The following is a 20,152-nucleotide window of genomic DNA, read 5'->3' as shown; positions in this document are numbered from 1 at the left end:
AAGTATAAAATTAAAGATGAAATAATAATAAAGTTAGTAAACCAATTAAAAGAATAAGAGGGGGATATTTGTGATAAAAAAAATATTAATTGTAGGTGGCGTAGCTGGTGGAGCTTCAGCCGCCGCAAGGTTACGACGACTAGATGAAAATGCAGAAATAATTATGTTTGAGAGAGATGAATACATTTCTTTTGCAAATTGTGGGCTACCTTATTATATTGGTGAGGTAATAAAAGAAAGAGATAAGCTTTTAGTACAAACACCTGAGAGTATGAAAGCTAGATTTAACATAGATGTAAGAAATAACAGTGAGGTAACTTCCATTAACACGGGCAAAAAGGTTGTAACAGTTAATAGTAAGGCTAAAGGCACTTATGAAGAAAGTTATGATTATTTAGTGTTATCACCAGGAGCAAAAGCAATTAAACCTAATATAGAAGGTATAAACAATAAAAGAATATTTACTTTAAGAAATATACCAGATACTGATAACATTAAAACATATGTGGATAAAAAAGGTATTAATAGTGCGGTAGTTATTGGTGGAGGATATGTTGGTGTGGAAATGGCTGAAAACTTAAAAGAAAGAGGTCTTAAGGTTACTCTAGTAGAAGCAGCACCTCATATAATGGCTCCTTTTGACACGGATATTGTTGTAACCGTCGAAAAAGAAATTTCAGATAACGGTGTAGAAATAATTTTGAATGATGAAGTTAAAGCCTTTAAAGATACTGAAGATGGTGTTGAAATAGCTTTAAATAGTGGTGCAAAATTAAGCGCTGATATGATTATATTGGCAATAGGCGTATTCCCTGATACTGGATTTGCGAAAGAAGCTGGTATTAAAGTAGGCCCTAAGGGTCATATATTAGTAAATAATAAAATGGAAACTAGTGCAGAGGGAGTATTTGCAGTAGGTGATGCTATTGAAGTTGTAGATTTTATAAACAAAACAAATACTGCAATACCACTAGCTGGTCCTGCAAATAAGCAAGGTAGAATAGCAGCCGATAATATAGCTGGTTTAAAAACTACATATAAGGGAACTCAGGGTACTTCAATTATAAAGGTATTTGGTTTAACAGCCGCAAGTACAGGCAATAATGAAAGAACTTTAACAAGACTTAATATCCCTTATAAAGTTATATTTGTACACCCTGCAAGTCATGCTTCCTATTATCCAGCAGCCCTTTCAATGACATTAAAACTTATTTTTAATGATGAAGGTAAAATACTCGGAGCTCAAGGTGTAGGTTACGATGGAGTGGACAAGAGAATAGATGTACTTGCTACAGTTATTAGACTTGGTGGAACAGTAACTGATTTAACTGAATTAGAACTTTCATATGCACCACCTTTCTCATCTGCTAAGGATCCAGTAAATATGGCCGGTTTTGTCGCTGAAAATGTGTTAGCAGGAAGAGTGGATGTATTAACCACAGATCAGTTTATAGACTACGATAAAGAAAATGTTACGGTATTAGATGTTCGTACCGAAATGGAATTTAATAATGGACATATTGAAGGCGCTATAAATATTCCTGTAGATAGTTTAAGAGAAAGAATTGGTGAACTTGACACAAACAAAGAAATTATTGAGTATTGTCAGGTAGGATTAAGAGGATACGTAGCTGCAAGAATTTTAGCTCAAAAACAATTTAAGGTTAAAAACTTAACTGGGGGATATAAATCAGCTTCAAGTTTAAATTTTAAACCAAATAAAGCTAAAATTAGGGATATACCCAAAAATCAGAGTTTAGATCCAGATACTCAAGTTATAAAGGATGAAGTGGCTATAAGCGTTGATAATTATGATAAAACTCTCGATGCTTGTGGACTATGTTGTCCTGGACCGCTAATTCAAGTTAAAGCTAGCATTGACGATTTAAATGAAGATCAAATATTAAAAGTAACAGCAACTGACCCTGGATTTTATGAGGACATTAAATCTTGGTGTAATAAAACAAATAATGAATTAATAGATTTAAGAAAAGAAAAAGGTATGGTTTACGCATTTATAAAAAAAAACAATAATAATCTTACAAAAATAAATAAATCATGTTCCTCAGATATAGTGGAAAAAAATAATAAAACAATGGTAGTTTTTAGTGGTGATTTAGACAAAGCTATTGCGGCATTTATTATCGCAAATGGAGCAGTTGCAATGGGGAGTAAAGTTACTATTTTATTTACCTTCTGGGGTCTTAACATCATACGGAAACCTGAAAAAGTATCTGTAAAAAAAGGTTTAATAGATTCAATGTTTGGAGTTATGATGCCAAGAGGAAGTAAGAAACTTAAACTTTCACAAATGAACATGATGGGAATTGGAGCTAAAATGATTCGATCAGTAATGAAGAATAAAAATATAAGTTCTCTTGAGGACTTAATAAAATCAGCGATTGATAGTGGAGTGGAAGTGGTAGCCTGCTCAATGTCCATGGATGTTATGGGAATTACAAAGGAAGAACTTATTGATGGAGTGAAAATTGGTGGAGTTGGTTATTACCTAGGCCAAACTGAAGATTCAAATGTAAATCTATTTATTTAATAATATATAAAAAGTGTCTATCATATAAGATACATTTTATTTTTATGATCATACTTTTTTTAATTATACTAATTGTAATTTCAACCTATAAATATTCGTATTTTAATTGTATCTTCAACATGTTAAGAAAAGAAATATATATTAAATATTGCTGTTTGACATTAATGGCAAAAGGATGTAAAATTTATTAGCATATGCCACCAATTAAGAACATTTAAGAACTTAAAAAAGTATATGAAATAAGGAGAATATTAATGGCAAGACCAGTTAAGGATAGAAGGGTGGAAAATTTACCGAAATATACATACTTTGTACCTGCAGGTAGAAGGAAATGTGAAATTGAAGAAATAATTATAAAGGTTGAAGAGTTTGAAGCCATGAGGCTTAAAGATGTTGAAGAACTAAATCAGGAAGAATGTGCAAAGAGAATGCTAGTTTCAAGACAAACTTTTCAAAATATAATTGATAGCGCACGAAAAAAGATTGCTATAGCTTTAATAGAGGGAAAAGCAATAAATATAAGTGGTGGAAACTATACGAGGAATATATGTCAATTCAAATGTGCATCCTGCGGTTATACCTATGAAATAAAGTATGAGGAAGATAGAAAAATTTGTCCATCATGTGCTTCGCAGCAAGTTACTTGTAATAAAAGAAGCAGTTTTTGTCATGGACAATGTAATAAACAGACAACAGATGATAAATAGTTTTATAAGTTTTTACTTAAAACAAATCTATGTTTATTGGCATTTGACAACAATAAATAATAGTATTATAATATAAATGGCATATGACAAATAAAAAGCGAGGTGATAATGCATGGCTGATTGTAAAAGTTGCCCATCAAATGGTGAGTGTGATAATAAAGATACATGTAGCATAGAAAACAATCCATTAAACAAAGTTAAAAACATTATCGGCGTCATGAGTGGTAAAGGCGGCGTGGGTAAATCAACAATATCTGCGCTTATTGCGCATGAACTTAATAAAAAAGGTTATAAGGTCGGTCTTATGGATTCGGATATTACAGGCCCAAGTATACCAAGGTTGTTAGGTATTAAAGATGTTAAACCTGTAATGAGTGAAGCGGGTATTATACCAGTTAGAACAGTTGAGGGTATTGATGTTATTTCAATGAACTTTCTTGTGGAGAATGAAGAGGATCCAGTTATTTGGAGGGGGCCCGCAATTTCTGGGGTTGTTAAGCAGTTTTGGACTGACGTTATATGGGGAGAGCTTGATTATTTAATTATAGATATGCCTCCTGGCACAGGAGATGTTGCTTTGACGGTAATGCAATCAATACCAATTACAGGTATAGTAATGATTTCAACGCCACAGGATTTAGTGTCTATGATTGTTGGGAAAGCAATCAATATGGCCCGTAAACTTAATATAAATATATTAGGATTAATAGAAAATATGAGTTATATTATTTGTCCAGGATGCAGTGAGAAAATAAAAATCTTTGAATCAGATAACATAGATGAATTCTTAAATAAAAATGACCTAGATTTGCTTGGTGAAATTCCGATGTGTAGAGAAATTGTTAATATTTCTAACAAGGGAGAATACAACCTAAATCCTGAATTATCAGAAATAGCTGAAAATATTATTAATAAAATTATTAATAATATAAAAAAATAGAAATGGAGGTGAACGATATGAAAATAGCAATACCTAGTAATGGCAGTATGGTAAATCAACATTTTGGAATGAGCAAAAGTTTCGTAATTGCGACAGTAGAGGACAAAAAGATAGTAAACATTGAAGAAATATCTGCAGTAGAGCTTGCACATCAGCATCAAGGCTTGGCAGACCTACTTACAAAGCACGGAGCTACAGTAGTTATTACTGGAGGAATTGGTGGGGGAGCAATTAGCGGTCTACAGCAGAATGGCCTTGAAGTGATAAAAGGAGCATCTGGAGAATATAAAAAGGTTATTGAGGAATATATTAATGGAACGTTAGAAGATAAAAATGTAGTATGTAATCATCACGGTGAACATCATCACCAATAAAGAAAAAGGAGCACAATTGTGCTCCTATTGTTATTTACTAAAAAATGCAGAAGTCATTTTAAAAAGTCTAATTAAATTCTGCTATTATATTATTAATATGAAATATTGGACTAAGTGTATATTAGGCCAATTTTATTTTTTTGGAATATTACTATACATCGTTTGAAGTATTAATAAGATTATTTATTGAATTAATATTATTTTGATATTCGGTTATGATAGTGTTTAATAGTTCAAAGTTGTTAGGAGCATCACTACCAGCAAGTAATTCATTAACAAATTTTATTCCCATGTATTCTCCTTGGACTGCTTCTTTAAGATAACTAGCAGTATCAGTAGTGCCAATATGTTTTATATTTGATATAGTTTCTGCTACGACACCTTGGATTCCTATACCATTTGATGGATTACCACCAAGATCGTGTATTTTAGTAGAAATTTGGGTGGTATGTTGCTTATGAATTTGTTGTATTTTTTGTAGTTCACTTTTGGTATTAGCATCATTAGCATGCTCAATTAGGTCATCAAAACTGTTAACAGCCATGTATTCGCCTTCCAGAATAGAATTCAAATTTTTAATGTTTTCACTATTCATATTATCAACTCCTTAACATTTATTTTGCCCAAATAGATCATGCTTATTAAAAAAAATAGAAATAAGAATATATTATATAAAAAGTTAGATATAGTATTTTATTACGTTTACAGACGAATAGTGTTACGTTTACATGGAAATAGTATTAAATCTAAGAACAAGTTAGATAATTGTGTCTAATTGCTCTAAAATACGGAAAACGCAACTAAATGCTCGTAAAACAGCGATTGAAGTGGATTGGTCCATATAGTATAATAAATCTTGTAATGGATTAGTCCATTAATCCAATATGCTTTAGGAGGAATTTTTATTAATATCGAAATAAACAAAAAAAATGGAATACCACTTTATATTCAAGTTAAAAAACAAATTATGGATGAAATAAAAAAAGGAACTCTTAAGGTTGGAAGAAAAATGCCTACAGAAAGAGAATTGTCTGCGAGATTAAAAGTAAGTAGAAACACTGTAAGCACTGCATATAACGACTTGGAACAAGATGGGGCGTTAAAATCCTATCAAGGAAAGGGAACTTTCGTAGTTGAAGAATCTATATCTTGGGAAAATCTCGATATTGAAAATAAAATAATGAAATTCATTGATTTAGGATTAGAGGAAGCTTTAGAAATTGGAATGAAACCAGAAGAATTTCTAGATTTAGTAAATCAAAGGGTAAATGAAAAAAAACAAATAATGGATAAAGTAATAGCAATATATATAGAGTGCAACATAGAACAAGCTAAGATGTTTAGTAAGCAACTTAGTAAAAATAGTAATATGGATGTAATGTTCTTAATGGTAAATGATTTACGAAAGATGGACAAGCTAACTAAAGATAAGATTGAAAGTGCTGAGTTTATAATAACCACATTTAATCACATTAATGAAGTTACAAATTTAACTGAGGGGCTTAATAAGGAGATTTTAGGTGTTGCAATTACTCCAAATTTAGAACCAATAGTTAAAATAGCTAGATATGGTGAGAATACAAAATTTGGATTTGTATGTATCTCTGAAGAATTTATTTTTAAAATAAAAGGAGCTTTAGAAAAGGCAGGATTAGCTGATGCCAATATAAAATTCTCAAATACTACTGATGATAATGAACTTAAAGATATAATTCGAGAATCAGATGTGATGATAGTATCACCAGGCAGATATAAAGATGTTAAAAGTAAAAATCCCAGCAATAAGGAAATAATTGAATTTCTATATAGTCTAGATGAGGGTTCAGTAAAAGCGCTTAAGTCAAAGATTATTGAAATAAAGTTCAAAAAATAATGTGTTAAAAAATTATTTAGGAGGCTTTTAAAAAATGGAAAAAAAGACTTTAATTTTAGGAGTAATAGGTTCAGATTGTCACGCGGTTGGTAATAAGATTTTAGATTATGCTTTAACGGAAGCAGGGTTTAATGTTATAAACATAGGAGTGCTTTCACCACAAGAAGATTTTATAAATGCAGCTGTTGAAACTAATGCAGATGCCATAATAGTATCTTCTCTTTATGGACAAGGAGAAATCGATTGCAGAGGCATGAGGGAACAATGTGATGAAGCAGGATTAAAGGGTATATTACTTACTGTAGGCGGAAATATAGTTGTAGGAAAACAAAATTGGGAAGATGTGCACAGTAGATTTAGTGCAATGGGATTTGATAGAATATATCCACCAGGAACAACACTCGAAACAACAATACATGATTTAAAAGAAGATTTGAAAATATTATAAAATCAATAGGAGTGATATAAGTGGATGCATATTTGCTTGTAGATTTTGGAAGTACATATACGAAATTAACTGTTGTAGATATAGCAAAAGAAGAAATAATTGCTACGGCTAAGGACATAACGACAATTGAAGACAATATAATGATCGGTTATGAAAAAGCCTATGCAAAAATAGAACCAATATTAAAAGACAAAAATGTTAATCTTATTAATAAATTAGCATGCTCCTCAGCCGCGGGAGGCCTTAAGATGATAGCCATTGGACTAGTGCCAGATCTAACTGCAGAAGCTGCTAAAAGAGCAGCACTTGGAGCTGGAGCTAGAGTATTAAAAGTATATAGCTATGAATTAACATTGACTGAAATTGAAGAAATTAAAAATTCAGACTTAGATATAATACTTCTTGCAGGTGGAACTAATGGTGGCAATAAGGAATGCATTATACACAATGCAAAAATGTTAGCTGACAATGGAGTTAAATTACCAATAGTAGTAGCTGGGAATAAAGTAGCAAGTGATGAAATAAGACAAATACTCACTGACGCTAAAATGTATTTTAGCATTACTAAAAATGTAATGCCAACTTTGAGTAAACTAAATGTAGAGCCGGCTAGAGAAGAAATTAGAAAAGTCTTTATGGAAAAAATTATTGACGCTAAAGGGCTAAGTAATGCAGAAGATTTAGTGAAGGGCATTTTAATGCCAACACCAGCGGCCGTTTTAAAGGCAGCTACGATACTTAGTGAAGGCAGTGATGAAGAAAAAGGTCTAGGAGATTTAATAATTATCGACATTGGTGGAGCAACAACGGATGTACATTCTATAGCAGAGGGAGAACCTACAAAGTCTGGCGTTTCAATAAGAGGCCTAGAAGAACCTTTTGCAAAAAGAACTGTTGAAGGTGACCTTGGTATGAGATACTCTGCAGTTTCTTTGAGGGAAGCGGCCGGTAGCAGAAAAATCAGAAAGTACTTAGGGGACACAGAAAGAAAAATTGATATTGAAGCAAATTGTAAATATAGAATAGAGCATATAAAAATGGTTCCTACAACTAAGGAAGAAATAGAATTTGATGAGGCTATGGCGAAAGTAGCCACAGATATATCTATGGAAAGACATGTAGGTACTGTGGAACACACAAACACTCCTATGGGAGCTATGTACACTCAAACAGGAAAAGATCTTATGGAAGTAAAGTATATGATAGGTACAGGTGGAGCATTAATACATAGTGATAATCCACAAGAAATTTTAAAAGCGGGAGCCTTTAGTGCAGAGAATCCAACGTATTTAAAGCCGCGGGATGCAATGTATTTGATTGATAAAACTTATATATTATCTGCAATGGGATTATTGTCTCAAGATTACCCAGACAAAGCTGTTAGAATCATGAAAAAGTATTTAGTAAAAGTATAATTAATTAGGAGGTAATTTCAGTGGAATTAAGAAATAAAAAATGGACGGATGAAGAGTTCTTTGAGGTTAGAAAAGAAGTAGTAAGTCAATGGCCAACAGGTAAAGAGGTAGATTTAAAAGAAGCTGTAGAATATAACAAGAGAATCCCAGAGCATAAAGACTTTGCAAAAAAATTAATAAAAGCTAAAGAAGAAGGAGTAACACTCGCGCAACCAAGAGCAGGTGTTGCGTTAATTGATAAGCATATCGAATTATTAAAACACTTAGAGGAACAAGGCGGAGCAGATTTACTACCAACTACAATAGATAGTTATACAAGACTGAATAGATATGATGAATGTGAAATTGGAATACAAGAAAGTTTAAAGGCGGGAAGATCTTTACTAAACGGATTCCCAGGAGTTAATCATGGAGTTAAAGGTGGTAGAAAAGTTTTTGAAGCTGTAAATTCTCCATTGCAAGCAAGACACGGAACTCCAGATGGAAGATTATTAGCTGAAATCACTCATGCTTCAGGTTGGACTTCAAATGAAGGAGGCGGTATTTCTTACAATATTCCATATGCTAAAAATGTAACTTTAGCAAAATCAGTTTTAGATTGGCAATATTGTGATAGACTTGTTGGGTTTTATGAAGAACAAGGAGTCTCATTTAATAGAGAGCCTTTTGGACCATTAACAGGAACTTTAGTGCCACCTAGTACGTCAAATGCAATTGCAATAATTGAAGCTTTACTTGCTGCAGAGCAAGGAGTTAAAAACATTACAGTTGGATATGGTCAGTGCGGAAATTTAATACAGGATGTTGCAGCTATAAGAGCATTAGAAGAGCAATGCGACGAATACTTAAAAGCTAATGGATATAAAGATATATATTTAACCACGGTATTACATCAATGGATGGGAGGCTTCCCTGAAGATGAAGCGAAAGCTTTTGGAGTTATAGCTACGGGAGCTGCAACGGCAGCACTTGCAGGAGCAACAAAAGTAATAGTTAAAACTCCTCATGAGGCTATAGGAATTCCTACTAAAGAAGCTAATGCTATGGGAATAAGATGTACAAAGATGGCTTTAAACTTATTAAAAGGCCAAAGGATGCCTATGTCTAAAGAGTTGCAAACAGAGATAGAAGTAATAAAGGCTGAAACAAAGTGTATGTTAGATAAGATGTATGAAATCGGAAAAGGCGATTTAGCTATAGCGACAGTTAAAGGATTTGAAATGGGAATTATTGATGTACCATTTGCACCAAGTAAATATAATGCTGGTAAAATGATGCCTGCAAGAGATAATAATGGAGCGATAAGATACCTGAAATTTGGGAATCTACCATTTACACAAGAATTGAAAAATTTCAATATGAAAAAACTTGAAGATAGAGCAAAATTTGAAAACAGGGATATAAGCTTTCAAATGACTATAGATGATATATTTGCAGTAGGAAAAGGTGTACTTATAGGAAGACCACAGAATAAATAAATGTATAGATGAATCAAAGTTACAAAAAAAAATTTATAGAAGGACAGGTGTATATTATGAAAATTATTGATGTAGTGTGTTCAACAGGAAGAACAGGATTTTATTTTGACGACCAAAGAGCTATAAAAAAAGGTGCAGACCATGATGGATTTACATATGTAGGTGCGCCAGTGACAGAAGGATTTACATCAATTAGACAAGCTGGAGAGTCAATATCAGTAATGATTATACTTGAAGATGGTCAAGTAGCTTACGGAGACTGTGCAGCAGTACAATATTCAGGAGCCGGTGGAAGAGATCCATTATTCCTTGCAAAAGATTTTATACCAATTATAGAAAAAGAAATAGCACCAAAATTAATAGGTAGAGAATTAGAAAGCTTTAAATCACTCGCAGAAGAGTTTGATCACATGTTAGTTAATGGTAAAAGGCTTCATACAGCAATGAGATACGGAATAACTCAAGCTATTCTAGATGCTGTCGCAAAAGCTAAAAAAGTAACTATGGCAGAGATTGTACGCGACGAATACAAAACTGGAGTAGATATCAAGAGAATTGATATTTTCACACAATCAGGTGATGATAGATATGCAAGTGCAGATAAAATGATAATAAAAGGTGCAGACGTAATGCCTCACGCACTTATAAATAACGTAGAAGAGAAATTAGGGCTTAAGGGTGAAAAATTACTCGCTTATGTTGAATGGTTAAAAAATAGAGTATTAAAAATAAGAACTAGCGAGAGTTATAATCCAATATTCCACATAGATGTATATGGAACAATAGGACTAGCTTTTAATAATGATATAAAAGCTATGGCAGATTATATAGCAACACTCGAAGAAGCTGCAAAACCATTCAAGTTAAGGATAGAAGGACCTATGGATGTTGAGCATAGAGAAAGACAAGTTGAATCGTTAGCTGGATTAACAGCAGAACTTGATAATAGAAAAATTAATGTGGAACTAGTTGCAGACGAATGGTGTAACACATATGAAGACGTAGTGTTATTTGCTGATAAGAAAGCGGGCCACATGCTTCAAATAAAAACTCCAGACTTAGGTGGAGTTAACAACATAATTGAATCAATACTATACTGCAAAAAGCAGGGCCGTGGAGCATACTGTGGTGGAACATGTAACGAAACTAACAGATCTGCAGAAGTTTGCACAAACATAGCTATTGCTTGTGGAGCAGATCAATGCTTAGCAAAACCAGGTATGGGTGTAGATGAAGGTTACATGATAGTTAACAATGAAATGAATAGAGTTGTAGCTTTAGTTAATAGAAAAAAATAAGAAGAATAATGAATGAGGGGTAATTGGAAAAGGCGGTTTATTTAAACTGCCTTTTCCAATATTAGATGTTGAATTAAAAAGGAGAATAACAATGAAAGAAATAAATGTAGCTGAAATAACAAAAACCGTAAGAAATTTATGTATAGATGCTAATTACTATCTTTCTGATGATATGAGAAACAAATTAACAAAGGCTAGAGAAGAGGAAACTTGGGATATAGCTAAAGGTGTTTTAGATAAGATTTTAATAAATGTAGATATAGCTAAAAATGAAAAAATGCCAATGTGTCAAGATACAGGGATGACTTGTGTGTTCATAGAAATTGGTCAAGATGTTCATATAGTAGGAGGCAGCCTTTACGAATCTATTAATAAAGGCGTAGCCGCAGGATATGAAGATGGATTTTTAAGAAAGTCAGTAGTTAAAGACCCAATAGACAGAGTAAATACAAAAGATAACACTCCAGCAGTTATATATTATGATATAGTTCCAGGAGATAAGTTTAAAATAACTGTAGCTCCAAAGGGCTTTGGCTCAGAAAATATGAGCCAGATTAAAATGCTAAAACCTTCAGATGGTCTTAAAGGGGTTAAGGAATTTATTCTAAAAGTAGTAAAAGAAGCTGGTCCTAACCCATGTCCACCAATAGTTGTAGGTATAGGATTAGGTGGCACTTTTGATAAGGCAGCTAATCTTGCTAAAAGAGCAGCGATTAGACCTACTGAAGAGGCAAACTCAAATCCTTTCTATGCAGAACTTGAAAAAGAGCTTACGCAGGAAATAAATAAGCTTGGTATAGGACCTCAAGGTTTTGGTGGAAGAACTACCGCATTAGCTGTTAATATTGAAACTTATCCAACTCATATAGCGGGTCTACCAGTTGCGGTAAATATAAACTGCCATGCGGCAAGACATGCGAGTAAAGAGTTATAATAAGGATAAGGGGAGGGAAATGTTATGGAGAAAAGAATAACTACGCCACTTACAGAAGATAAGGTTAAAGCTTTAAAGGCAGGAGATAGTGTGCTATTATCTGGTGTTGTATATACCGCTAGGGATGCAGCTCATGCAAGACTCGTGGATCTTATAGATAAGGGAGAAAAACTTCCGATGGATATTAAAGATGCGGTCATATATTATGTTGGACCAACTCCAGCAAAGCCTGGAAGGGCCCTTGGATCAGCAGGGCCAACTACAAGCTATAGAATGGATGCTTACACACCAAAGCTTTTAGAAAAAGGATTAAAGGGAATGATAGGTAAGGGATTAAGATCACAAGAGGTTGTGGACTCTATGATTAAAAATGGTGCTGTATATTTTGCAGCCATTGGTGGAACAGCGGCTCTAATAGGTAAATGTGTAAAAAAAGCAGAAATAGTAACCTATGAGGATTTAGGTTCTGAAGCTATAAGAAGACTTGAGGTAGAGGATTTACCTATAGTTGTAGTAATAGATAGTGAAGGTAACGATCTATATAAACAAGGACAAAATGCTTATTTGGAAAGTGTAAAATAAATTTGATTTAAGTTATAGTGTGAGGTGATACCATGGAAATTAATAAACCAGCAAAAGCCGGAACAATGGAATCTAACGATATATATGTAATGCTTATGCCAAACCCTAAGGGCGGTATTGAAATAAATCTTCAAAGTATTGTTATGAAACAGTTTGGGGAAGAAATAGAAAGAGTAATACTAGATACACTTAAGGGATTAAAAGTAGAAAATATTATAGTAAATGCTCAAGATAAAGGTGCATTAAACTATACAATAAAAGCTAGAATAGAAACAGCTATAAAAAGAGCTCAATAAGAGGTGATGTATATGAAAAGGTTGAGAAGAACTATGCTATTTATGCCTGGTAATACTCCAGCGATGCTTCAGGACGCAGGAATTTTAGGCGCAGACTCAATTATATTAGATTTAGAGGATGCTGTAAGTATAACAGAAAAAGACAGTGCTAGAATTTTGGTAAGCGAAGCAATAAAAAATGTAGATTATAGTAATGTAGAAGTGGTAGTTAGGGTAAATCCATTTTCTACTGAATTTGCACAAAAGGATATTGATATAATTGCAAGAGTTAAACCAGATACATTGATGATACCGAAAGCTACAGAAGAAGAACTAAAGGCTATAAATGAAATACTTACAAACATAGAAGCGCAGGAATGTTTTGCAAAGGGAAGTATAAAGCTAATTCCAATAGTGGAAACAGCCTATGGAGTTGAAAATGTTTATAACATAATAAAATCTTGTGATAGGATAGTAGCTGTTTTACTTGGAGGAGAGGACTTAACTTCAGATTTAGGTATAAAAAGAACCAAAGAAGGAGAAGAAGTTTTCTATGCAAGGAATCGAGTAGCAATTGCATGTAGGGCAATGAAGGTGGATTCTATTGATACTCCATTTACAGATACTAACGATTTTGAGGGATTATCAAAAGATACGTTTAAAGCTAAAAGCCTAGGATTCACAGGTAAAGCAGCAATAAATCCAAGACAGATTGATACCATTCATTCTGTATACGCTCCAACTTCAGAAGAAGTAAAATACGCCAAAAGAGTCCTAGAGGCTATGGAAGAAGCAGAAAAAGAAGGAAAAGGAGTATTTTCCCTAGATGGGAAAATGGTAGATGCTCCAGTTATAAATAGAGCTAAAAACACAGTAGAATTAGCAAAGCTTTTAGGCCTTATATAAAAGCTTTTTTTAAGCTACTTTAGTGGATTAGTTAATTGAGGTGATAGTAATGAAAAATATACTAGGTAGAGAAATACCGGAATATATAGAAGGTTATGGAAAAGTAACCCCTTTCGAAGGTGCATTTAAACATGTTGGCATTAAAATGAAAAAAGAAGTAAAAGTAAACTCTGTAACTCCTAGTGACGAAAAAGTTTTAAGTAGTATAGAGGAAGTTTTAGAGAAGGTTTCATTAAAAGATGGTATGACAATTTCATTCCATCATCATTTAAGAAATGGAGATCATGTATTAAATTTGGTGGTGGATGCTATTGCAGAAAGAGGAATAAAGAATATTACCTTAGCAGCAAGCTCTCTGTTCCCAAACAATGTGCCTTTAATTGGGCACATAAAAAACGGTGTAATTACTAAAATAGTGACTAATTATATGTCAGGTCCTGTGGCACAAGAAATTTCCAGAGGAATATTAAAAACACCAGTTATAATGCATACCCATGGTGGACGTGCTAGAGCAATAGAAAGTGGAGATTTGCACATAGACGTAGCTTTCATTGCAGCACCTACAGCAGACACATATGGAAACATTAATGGATTGTATGGAAAATCAGCCTGCGGAGCCCTAGGTTATGCAGTATCAGATGCGCAGTGTGCAGATAAGGTAGTGGCAATAACAGATAATTTGGTACCTTACCCTACTTGCCCTATAGAAATAAGTCAAATATATACAGATTATATTCTAAAGGTAGATTCCATTGGTGATCCAGCTGGAATAGTATCAGGTACTACAAAAATCACTAAGGATCCAGTGGGGCTTAAAATAGCTAAAATGGCAAGTGATGTTATGGTTGCGTCAGGGCTTGTTAAAAATGAAATGTCATTTCAAACAGGCGCAGGTGGGATTTCTTTAGCTGTAGCTGCAGAATTAAGAAAGTATATGAAAGAGAATGGTATAGTTGGTAGCTTTGCGTCAGGTGGAATAACTGGATATCTTGTAGATATGTTTAAAGAAGGATTATTTAGATCATTATTTGATGTGCAGTGTTTTGATTTGCAAGCAATACAATCTTATGTAAGTACTCATAAACATCAAAGAATGTCTGCTTCCATGTATGGAAATCCAGATAACAAAGGTGCAGTTGTAAATAACCTAGACATAGTCATATTAGGTGCTACAGAAATAGACACAAATTTTAATGTTAATGTAACCACTGGTTCAGATGGGGCTATCATGGGTGGTTCTGGGGGCCATAGTGATACAGCAGCAGGAGCTAAGCTTACAATAATTGTTACACAATTAACGAAGGCAAGACTTCCAATTATAAAGGATAGTGTAACTACGGTAACAACTCCAGGAGAAAGTATTGATGTTATTGTAACAGAAAGAGGAATAGCCGTTAATCCAAAGAGGACGGACATAATTGAGAAATTAAAGAAAACTAATCTTCCTATAATGACGATTGAAGAGATGAAAGCAATAGCTGAAAAAATGACAGGTAAACCAAAAGCAATTGAACTTTCGCAGGAAATAGTTGCAGTTATAGAATATAGAGATGGTTCGGTAATTGATGTGGTTAGAAGACCACTATAATGCATAAAATAAAGCTGAAAATAATTATTTTCAGCTTTATTTTATTTATATTAAACGTTGCAATGGTAAACCTATATATATTGGATTTTATCGCATAATAAAGATATAATAGAGTGTAGCGATAATATATCTTCGGGGGGACCAGAAGCTTTCATAAGGAGGATTTCTATGTATGGATTTAACGCTGAAAGAATTAATCTAAAGGATGAAGATGAGGTAAAGAAAGTAAAAGATTTTTTGCAAACATTTGGACTACTACTTGATGATAATGTGGATTATACCATTGTTATTAGAAAAAATGAAGAGATTAAAGCCACTTGCTCTAAGTCGAAAAATGTATTTAAATGTTTTGCAGTTTCAGATGATTTAAGAGGAGAAGGGGTATCCGCTATATTGATGGGAACATTATCGGATAAGCTTTTTGAGGAAGGAATTTATCATAGTTTTATATTTACTAAGGTAGAAAACACAGATATATTTACGTCGCTTGGGTACAAACTTGTGCATAAAATAGAAAATGTAGCTCTACTTGAAAGTGGGATATATGATATAAAAAAGTATTTAAATGATATGCAAGAGGAATACGATATAGATGCAGATATTCAGAAGTCAGCGATAGTTATGAATTGTAATCCATTCACATTAGGACATAAGTATTTAATAGAAGAGGCTGCGAGGCAAAGCACAGAAGTCCTGGTATTTATAGTTGAAGAAGATAAATCTTCATTCCCATTTATCTATAGATATGCTATGGTTAAAGAAGGTGTTTCCCATTTACATAATGTACGGGTGATTAAAGGGGGAGAATATATTATTTCGGAAGCTACTTTTCCATCCTATTTTTTAAGAAAAGAAGATGTAATACTAAAGGCATATACAACACTCGATGCATCAATTTTTGGAAAATATTTTTGTGAAACTCTAAATATAACTAAGAGATTTATAGGGAAAGAGCCTTATTGCATCGTTACAAACGCTTATAATGAGGCTTTAAAGGAAATACTACCCACCTATGGGGTAGAAGTTGTAGAGGTAAAAAGAAAAGCGCTTATGGGAGATATTATCAGTGCCTCAAAGGTTAGAAAATTAATTAAGGAAGACAAAATAAGCCATATTGAACATATAGTACCTAGTTCAACGTGGGAATTTTTAAATACTTTGGTAGGAAAGGAGATAATGCGGAAAATAAGGCTCAGCGATTCTCCGCATTAATTACGATATGTATACAGCAGAAGATATATTGCTAGCAAGAGAAAAAAGAATTGAATATCAAGAAGAACTAGTGAAGAGATACAAAATGCCAATATTGGTTGTTAGGGTTAACTATCCAGGCATAAACAAGGATAATCATTATTCACAAGAAATAACTGTGATTATGGATCAAATAATTTGTAAAATGCTTTCTGATTCTATTAATTATAAAAAAATAGTTACAACTGCAGAAGGTCCCATTGTGATTATGTGCATAAATAAGAAAGCAAGGGACATTAAATCGATGACACTTAATTTAGAAGATAATCACATTTTAGGAAGATGTGTAGACTTAGATGTATATGATGAAAAAGGTAGAAGTATTAGTAGAAGGGATTTCGGGTTAGATATGAGAAAATGCTATATCTGTGAAGACGTAGCTCATAATTGTGTAAGAAGCAAAAAACACAACTTCGATGAAGTTGAAGAATTTATTAAAAGTAGATTTGCAGAATATGGGGAGAAATTTTATGAATAATAAATATTTAATATCCCATGAAGCGTTTGTTATAGCAGGGTACGCAATTGAAGCAATGCTATGTGAAGTGGCGGCATATCCGTCACCTGGGTTAGTGTCATCTATATCAAAAGGGGCTCATATAGATATGGATCACTATTCTTTTATTAAAAGCACCTCGGCTCTAAGTAAGTATATGGTATTGTTTGCGCAGGAAGGATATTCAAAGAGAACTCCCAAAGAAATATTTAAGGCTATTCGAAATATAGGAATAGAAGCCGAAAAAGAGATGTTTAAGGCTACCAAGGGTGTAAACACTCATAAAGGTATGATTTTTCTTTTAGGTATAAGTTGTGCAGCCGTGACCAAAGTGATGTATGATAAGAAAAATTTTGAGGAAATTCAAAATATAATAAAGCGAATGACTAGAGGGCTTGTTCAGGATGAATTATTTTATATGAATAAAGATAAAGTCACAAGCTATGGAGAAAAATTATTTTTAAAATATAATGTAGAAGGAATAAGAGGGCAAGTAGAGAGAGGCATTCCTCTAGTTTTTGATTATTCTCTTGGAGTATATAAGGAAAATAAAGCTCAAAAATTAAATAGTAGGTTAATACATACCCTCATATCCATCATGCAACATTGCGAGGATTCGAATGTTCTTCACAGACATTCAATGGATACGTTAAAAGAAGTAAAGGAAAAGGCAATTCATATAATCTCTTTAGGTGGAATGGCTACAGAAAGTGGTAAAGCGGCAGTAGAAGAATTGGACAAAGAATTTATAAAAAACAACATAAGTCCAGGAGGATCAGCAGATTTGCTAGCCGTAACTGTATTCTTTAATTCTGTAGAGGAATATTTGAGTCTTAACAGAATCTCGTAATTGATTACAATATTTACCTGTTTGGAGGGGTATATGCTAAAGACAAAGAAATATATCGTCATATCATTAATTGTATCTCTATTCGCAGAAATATATTTTTACCCATTAGAAAGTCAACTAAAATTTTCAGTAGGGGTAATTATTTTCAACTTAAGTATACTTATAATGGACGATATGTCAGAATTGAGAATGGCGTTTTTATCTGGCTCACTAATATTCGTAATGAGGAATATTTTTGGAATAGTATTATCACAGTATGGAATTATAGATATAATAGCTTCTAATTTTCCTTCGCTAGTATATTATTTAATCTATGGTGCTTTTATTAATATTACTAAAGTTAGAAAATATAAAGACCGTATAGTTAATACAATTTTATTATTAACATTAATAGATTCGATAAGTAACATATTTGAAGCTATTATGCGAAATGGCATTAATTTATATATTATAAGAATCATATTTTTGGTAGGATTTATTAGGGCGGTTTTATCTTACCTTGTTTACCTCACTTATATTAAACAAAAATTATTTATCATAAATAGTGAACATCAGAAGAGATATACAGAGCTCAATTTATTAATTTCGAATATACATGCAGAAATGTTTTATTTAAAGAAGTCTATGAAAGATATTGAAAAGGTGATGTCAAAAAGCTATTGTTTATATGAGACTTACAAGTATAATGATGATTTAAGAGAAAAAACGTTGGACATCGCAAGAGAGGTACATGAAATAAAAAAAGATCATTATAGAATTTTAAAAGGATTTGAATCACTTATAGATAATTTTGAAAATCAAGATGAAATGACACTCTCAAGTATTTTTACTATTATTAATGATAATACAAGCAGATATATAAAAGAAGGCAATAAAGAAATAATAATAGAATTCCAGTTTAAAAATGATTTTACTATTAGGGCTTATTATAATTTATTTATTATTCTTAATAATTTAATAATTAACAGTATAGATGACTGTGAAAATGAAGGGTTCATTAAAATATCTGAAAAAGAAGATGAAGGTAATATATATTTTGAAGTAACTGATACAGGGAATGGAATTGATGAAGAGATTCTTCCTTATATTTTTAATCCAGGGTTTACTACAAAGTATGATAATATAACAGGAAAAGCATCTACGGGTATCGGACTTTCACATGTGAAAAATATTATTGAAGACTTAGGAGGAGATATAGAGGTAAAATCAGATAGAGTGACGGGTACTACATTTATATTGAAAATACCTAAGAACTCATTGAATGGAGGATAACTGTGGGAAAAAGTTTTTTGATTATTGATGACGATGTTAATATTAGAAAAATGCTAGGCCTTTTAATAAAGAAAAATAACCTTGGAAAAGTTATTTGTGAAATAGATAGTGGTGAAGATGCTGCGCAAGACATTATATTCTATAGCCCGGATATAGTGCTTATTGATTTTTTGTTACCTACAATGGATGGAATTGAAATAATTAAGGATGCTAAGAAGAAAGGGTATAATGGTAAGTTTATTATGATATCTCAAGTTGAGGATGAGTTATTGGTATCAAAAGCCTATGAAAATGGAATAATTTTTTTTATAAGTAAACCTATAAACAGTATAGAAGTTACTAATGTTATAAGAGGGATATGTCATAATATTGAGCTTGAAAATTCGTTAGCACTTATAAAAAGTGCAGTATCAAGCTTAAATAATGATAAAAGTATAACAAAGGAATTATTTTTGGATGATCAAATAACTAATATTTTTGCTGATATAGGTATTACAGGTGCTGTAGGGAGTAATGAGCTAATAAAAATTATACATAAAATAATAGATTTTAAAAAAAGGAATCCATCATCTACATATCAGCTACAAAAAATATACAGTGAAATCGCACAGGAGGAATATGGAGATGTAAACATAAATAAAAAGGCATTAGAACAGAGGATTAGGAGAACTATTCAAAAGGCCTTAAAAACTATAGCAGAGATCGGTTGTGATGATTATAGTAGTAGTATTTTTATGGAATATAGCACATTATTATTTGACTTCAAGCAAGTAAGGCAGGAAATGAGACATATAAACAATGATACAAATGAGCCCGGCAAAATAAATACAAAAAAATTTATTGAAAGCATTATTACCAAATTAAGCTCATAAGTATTCAAAACATAGTCCTATAGATAACAAAAAAATACTAAT

Annotated in this window: 20 protein-coding genes; 19 read left to right on the top strand and 1 reads right to left on the bottom strand. The window is 32.5% G+C overall.

What is annotated here, in order from left to right; genetic code table 11:
* The first annotated feature begins 70 nt into the window (after positions 1 to 70).
* From KTC92_RS10190 to KTC92_RS10175, 4 genes are all read left to right on the top strand, one after another.
* Positions 71 to 2,551, top strand: a complete 2,481-nt coding sequence (locus KTC92_RS10190; protein ID WP_216302224.1) for a CoA-disulfide reductase — start codon at positions 71 to 73, stop codon at positions 2,549 to 2,551.
* Between the two features lie 254 nt (positions 2,552 to 2,805).
* Complete coding sequence (locus tag KTC92_RS10185) at positions 2,806 to 3,258, top strand: DUF134 domain-containing protein (RefSeq protein ID WP_220286992.1); 453 nt, start codon at positions 2,806 to 2,808, stop codon at positions 3,256 to 3,258.
* A 112-nt stretch (positions 3,259 to 3,370) separates the two neighbouring features.
* Entirely contained in the window at positions 3,371 to 4,198 is an 828-nt protein-coding gene (locus tag KTC92_RS10180) for an Mrp/NBP35 family ATP-binding protein (RefSeq protein WP_216302223.1), read from the top strand.
* Positions 4,199 to 4,215: 17 nt separating this feature from the next.
* Positions 4,216 to 4,572 carry a NifB/NifX family molybdenum-iron cluster-binding protein gene (locus tag KTC92_RS10175; RefSeq protein WP_165414307.1) on the top strand — a complete coding sequence of 119 codons (357 nt, stop codon included), beginning with the start codon at positions 4,216 to 4,218 and terminating at the stop codon, positions 4,570 to 4,572.
* Between the two features lie 151 nt (positions 4,573 to 4,723).
* On the opposite strand, the gene KTC92_RS10170 is transcribed toward KTC92_RS10175, so the two are convergent.
* Positions 4,724 to 5,167 carry a DUF2383 domain-containing protein gene (locus KTC92_RS10170; RefSeq protein WP_216302222.1) on the bottom strand — a complete coding sequence of 148 codons (444 nt, stop codon included), beginning with the start codon at positions 5,165 to 5,167 and terminating at the stop codon, positions 4,724 to 4,726.
* A gap of 270 nt (positions 5,168 to 5,437) precedes the next feature.
* Here KTC92_RS10170 and KTC92_RS10165 point away from each other — a divergent pair, with 270 nt between their 5' ends.
* The 15 genes from KTC92_RS10165 (at position 5,438) to KTC92_RS10095 (ending at position 20,110) form a co-directional block, all read left to right on the top strand.
* On the top strand, positions 5,438 to 6,445 hold the full coding sequence (locus KTC92_RS10165) for a winged helix-turn-helix domain-containing protein (RefSeq protein ID WP_309137253.1): 1,008 nt from the start codon (positions 5,438 to 5,440) through the stop codon (positions 6,443 to 6,445).
* A 34-nt stretch (positions 6,446 to 6,479) separates the two neighbouring features.
* On the top strand, positions 6,480 to 6,893 hold the full coding sequence (gene glmS, locus KTC92_RS10160; protein WP_216302221.1) for a methylaspartate mutase subunit S: 414 nt from the start codon (positions 6,480 to 6,482) through the stop codon (positions 6,891 to 6,893).
* Positions 6,894 to 6,913: 20 nt separating this feature from the next.
* Positions 6,914 to 8,308: a methylaspartate mutase accessory protein GlmL gene (gene glmL / locus KTC92_RS10155; protein WP_216302220.1), complete on the top strand. Its 1,395-nt coding sequence runs from the start codon at positions 6,914 to 6,916 to the stop codon at positions 8,306 to 8,308.
* 20 nt (positions 8,309 to 8,328) lie between these two features.
* Positions 8,329 to 9,786 carry a methylaspartate mutase subunit E gene (locus KTC92_RS10150; RefSeq protein ID WP_216302219.1) on the top strand — a complete coding sequence of 486 codons (1,458 nt, stop codon included), beginning with the start codon at positions 8,329 to 8,331 and terminating at the stop codon, positions 9,784 to 9,786.
* Positions 9,787 to 9,842: 56 nt separating this feature from the next.
* Entirely contained in the window at positions 9,843 to 11,084 is a 1,242-nt protein-coding gene (locus tag KTC92_RS10145) for a methylaspartate ammonia-lyase (protein ID WP_216302218.1), read from the top strand.
* A gap of 91 nt (positions 11,085 to 11,175) precedes the next feature.
* The gene (locus tag KTC92_RS10140; RefSeq protein WP_216302217.1) at positions 11,176 to 12,018 is read left to right on the top strand and encodes a fumarate hydratase; all 843 of its coding nucleotides are present in this window, start codon (positions 11,176 to 11,178) and stop codon (positions 12,016 to 12,018) included.
* A gap of 24 nt (positions 12,019 to 12,042) precedes the next feature.
* A complete protein-coding gene (locus KTC92_RS10135; RefSeq protein WP_216302216.1) occupies positions 12,043 to 12,600 on the top strand; it encodes a Fe-S-containing hydro-lyase in 558 nt (185 codons plus the stop codon).
* Positions 12,601 to 12,632: 32 nt separating this feature from the next.
* The gene (gene citD, locus KTC92_RS10130; protein WP_220286993.1) at positions 12,633 to 12,896 is read left to right on the top strand and encodes a citrate lyase acyl carrier protein; all 264 of its coding nucleotides are present in this window, start codon (positions 12,633 to 12,635) and stop codon (positions 12,894 to 12,896) included.
* A 12-nt stretch (positions 12,897 to 12,908) separates the two neighbouring features.
* Positions 12,909 to 13,781 (top strand): CoA ester lyase, encoded by an 873-nt coding sequence (locus KTC92_RS10125; RefSeq protein ID WP_216302214.1) that lies wholly within the window; start codon positions 12,909 to 12,911, stop codon positions 13,779 to 13,781.
* A gap of 49 nt (positions 13,782 to 13,830) precedes the next feature.
* Complete coding sequence (gene citF / locus KTC92_RS10120) at positions 13,831 to 15,369, top strand: citrate lyase subunit alpha (RefSeq protein WP_216302213.1); 1,539 nt, start codon at positions 13,831 to 13,833, stop codon at positions 15,367 to 15,369.
* A gap of 168 nt (positions 15,370 to 15,537) precedes the next feature.
* A complete protein-coding gene (gene citC, locus KTC92_RS10115) occupies positions 15,538 to 16,581 on the top strand; it encodes a [citrate (pro-3S)-lyase] ligase (RefSeq protein ID WP_216302212.1) in 1,044 nt (347 codons plus the stop codon).
* Between the two features lie 7 nt (positions 16,582 to 16,588).
* Positions 16,589 to 17,098, top strand: a complete 510-nt coding sequence (citX, locus tag KTC92_RS10110) for a citrate lyase holo-[acyl-carrier protein] synthase (protein ID WP_216302211.1) — start codon at positions 16,589 to 16,591, stop codon at positions 17,096 to 17,098.
* Positions 17,091 to 17,966, top strand: a complete 876-nt coding sequence (gene citG, locus KTC92_RS10105; RefSeq protein ID WP_220286994.1) for a triphosphoribosyl-dephospho-CoA synthase CitG — start codon at positions 17,091 to 17,093, stop codon at positions 17,964 to 17,966. The genes citX and citG overlap by 8 nt, the downstream gene beginning before the upstream one ends.
* Positions 17,967 to 17,999: 33 nt before the next feature.
* Complete coding sequence (locus KTC92_RS10100; protein ID WP_216302209.1) at positions 18,000 to 19,238, top strand: ATP-binding protein; 1,239 nt, start codon at positions 18,000 to 18,002, stop codon at positions 19,236 to 19,238.
* Between the two features lie 2 nt (positions 19,239 to 19,240).
* The gene (locus KTC92_RS10095; RefSeq protein WP_216302208.1) at positions 19,241 to 20,110 is read left to right on the top strand and encodes a response regulator; all 870 of its coding nucleotides are present in this window, start codon (positions 19,241 to 19,243) and stop codon (positions 20,108 to 20,110) included.
* The last annotated feature ends 42 nt before the right edge of the window (positions 20,111 to 20,152 follow it).

This window comes from Clostridium sp. CM027 (genome assembly GCF_024730565.1).
In the GTDB taxonomy this organism is placed as follows: Bacteria; Bacillota; Clostridia; order Clostridiales; family Clostridiaceae; genus Clostridium_AD; species Clostridium_AD estertheticum_B.
This window is presented reverse-complemented; position numbering and strand designations above follow the sequence as displayed.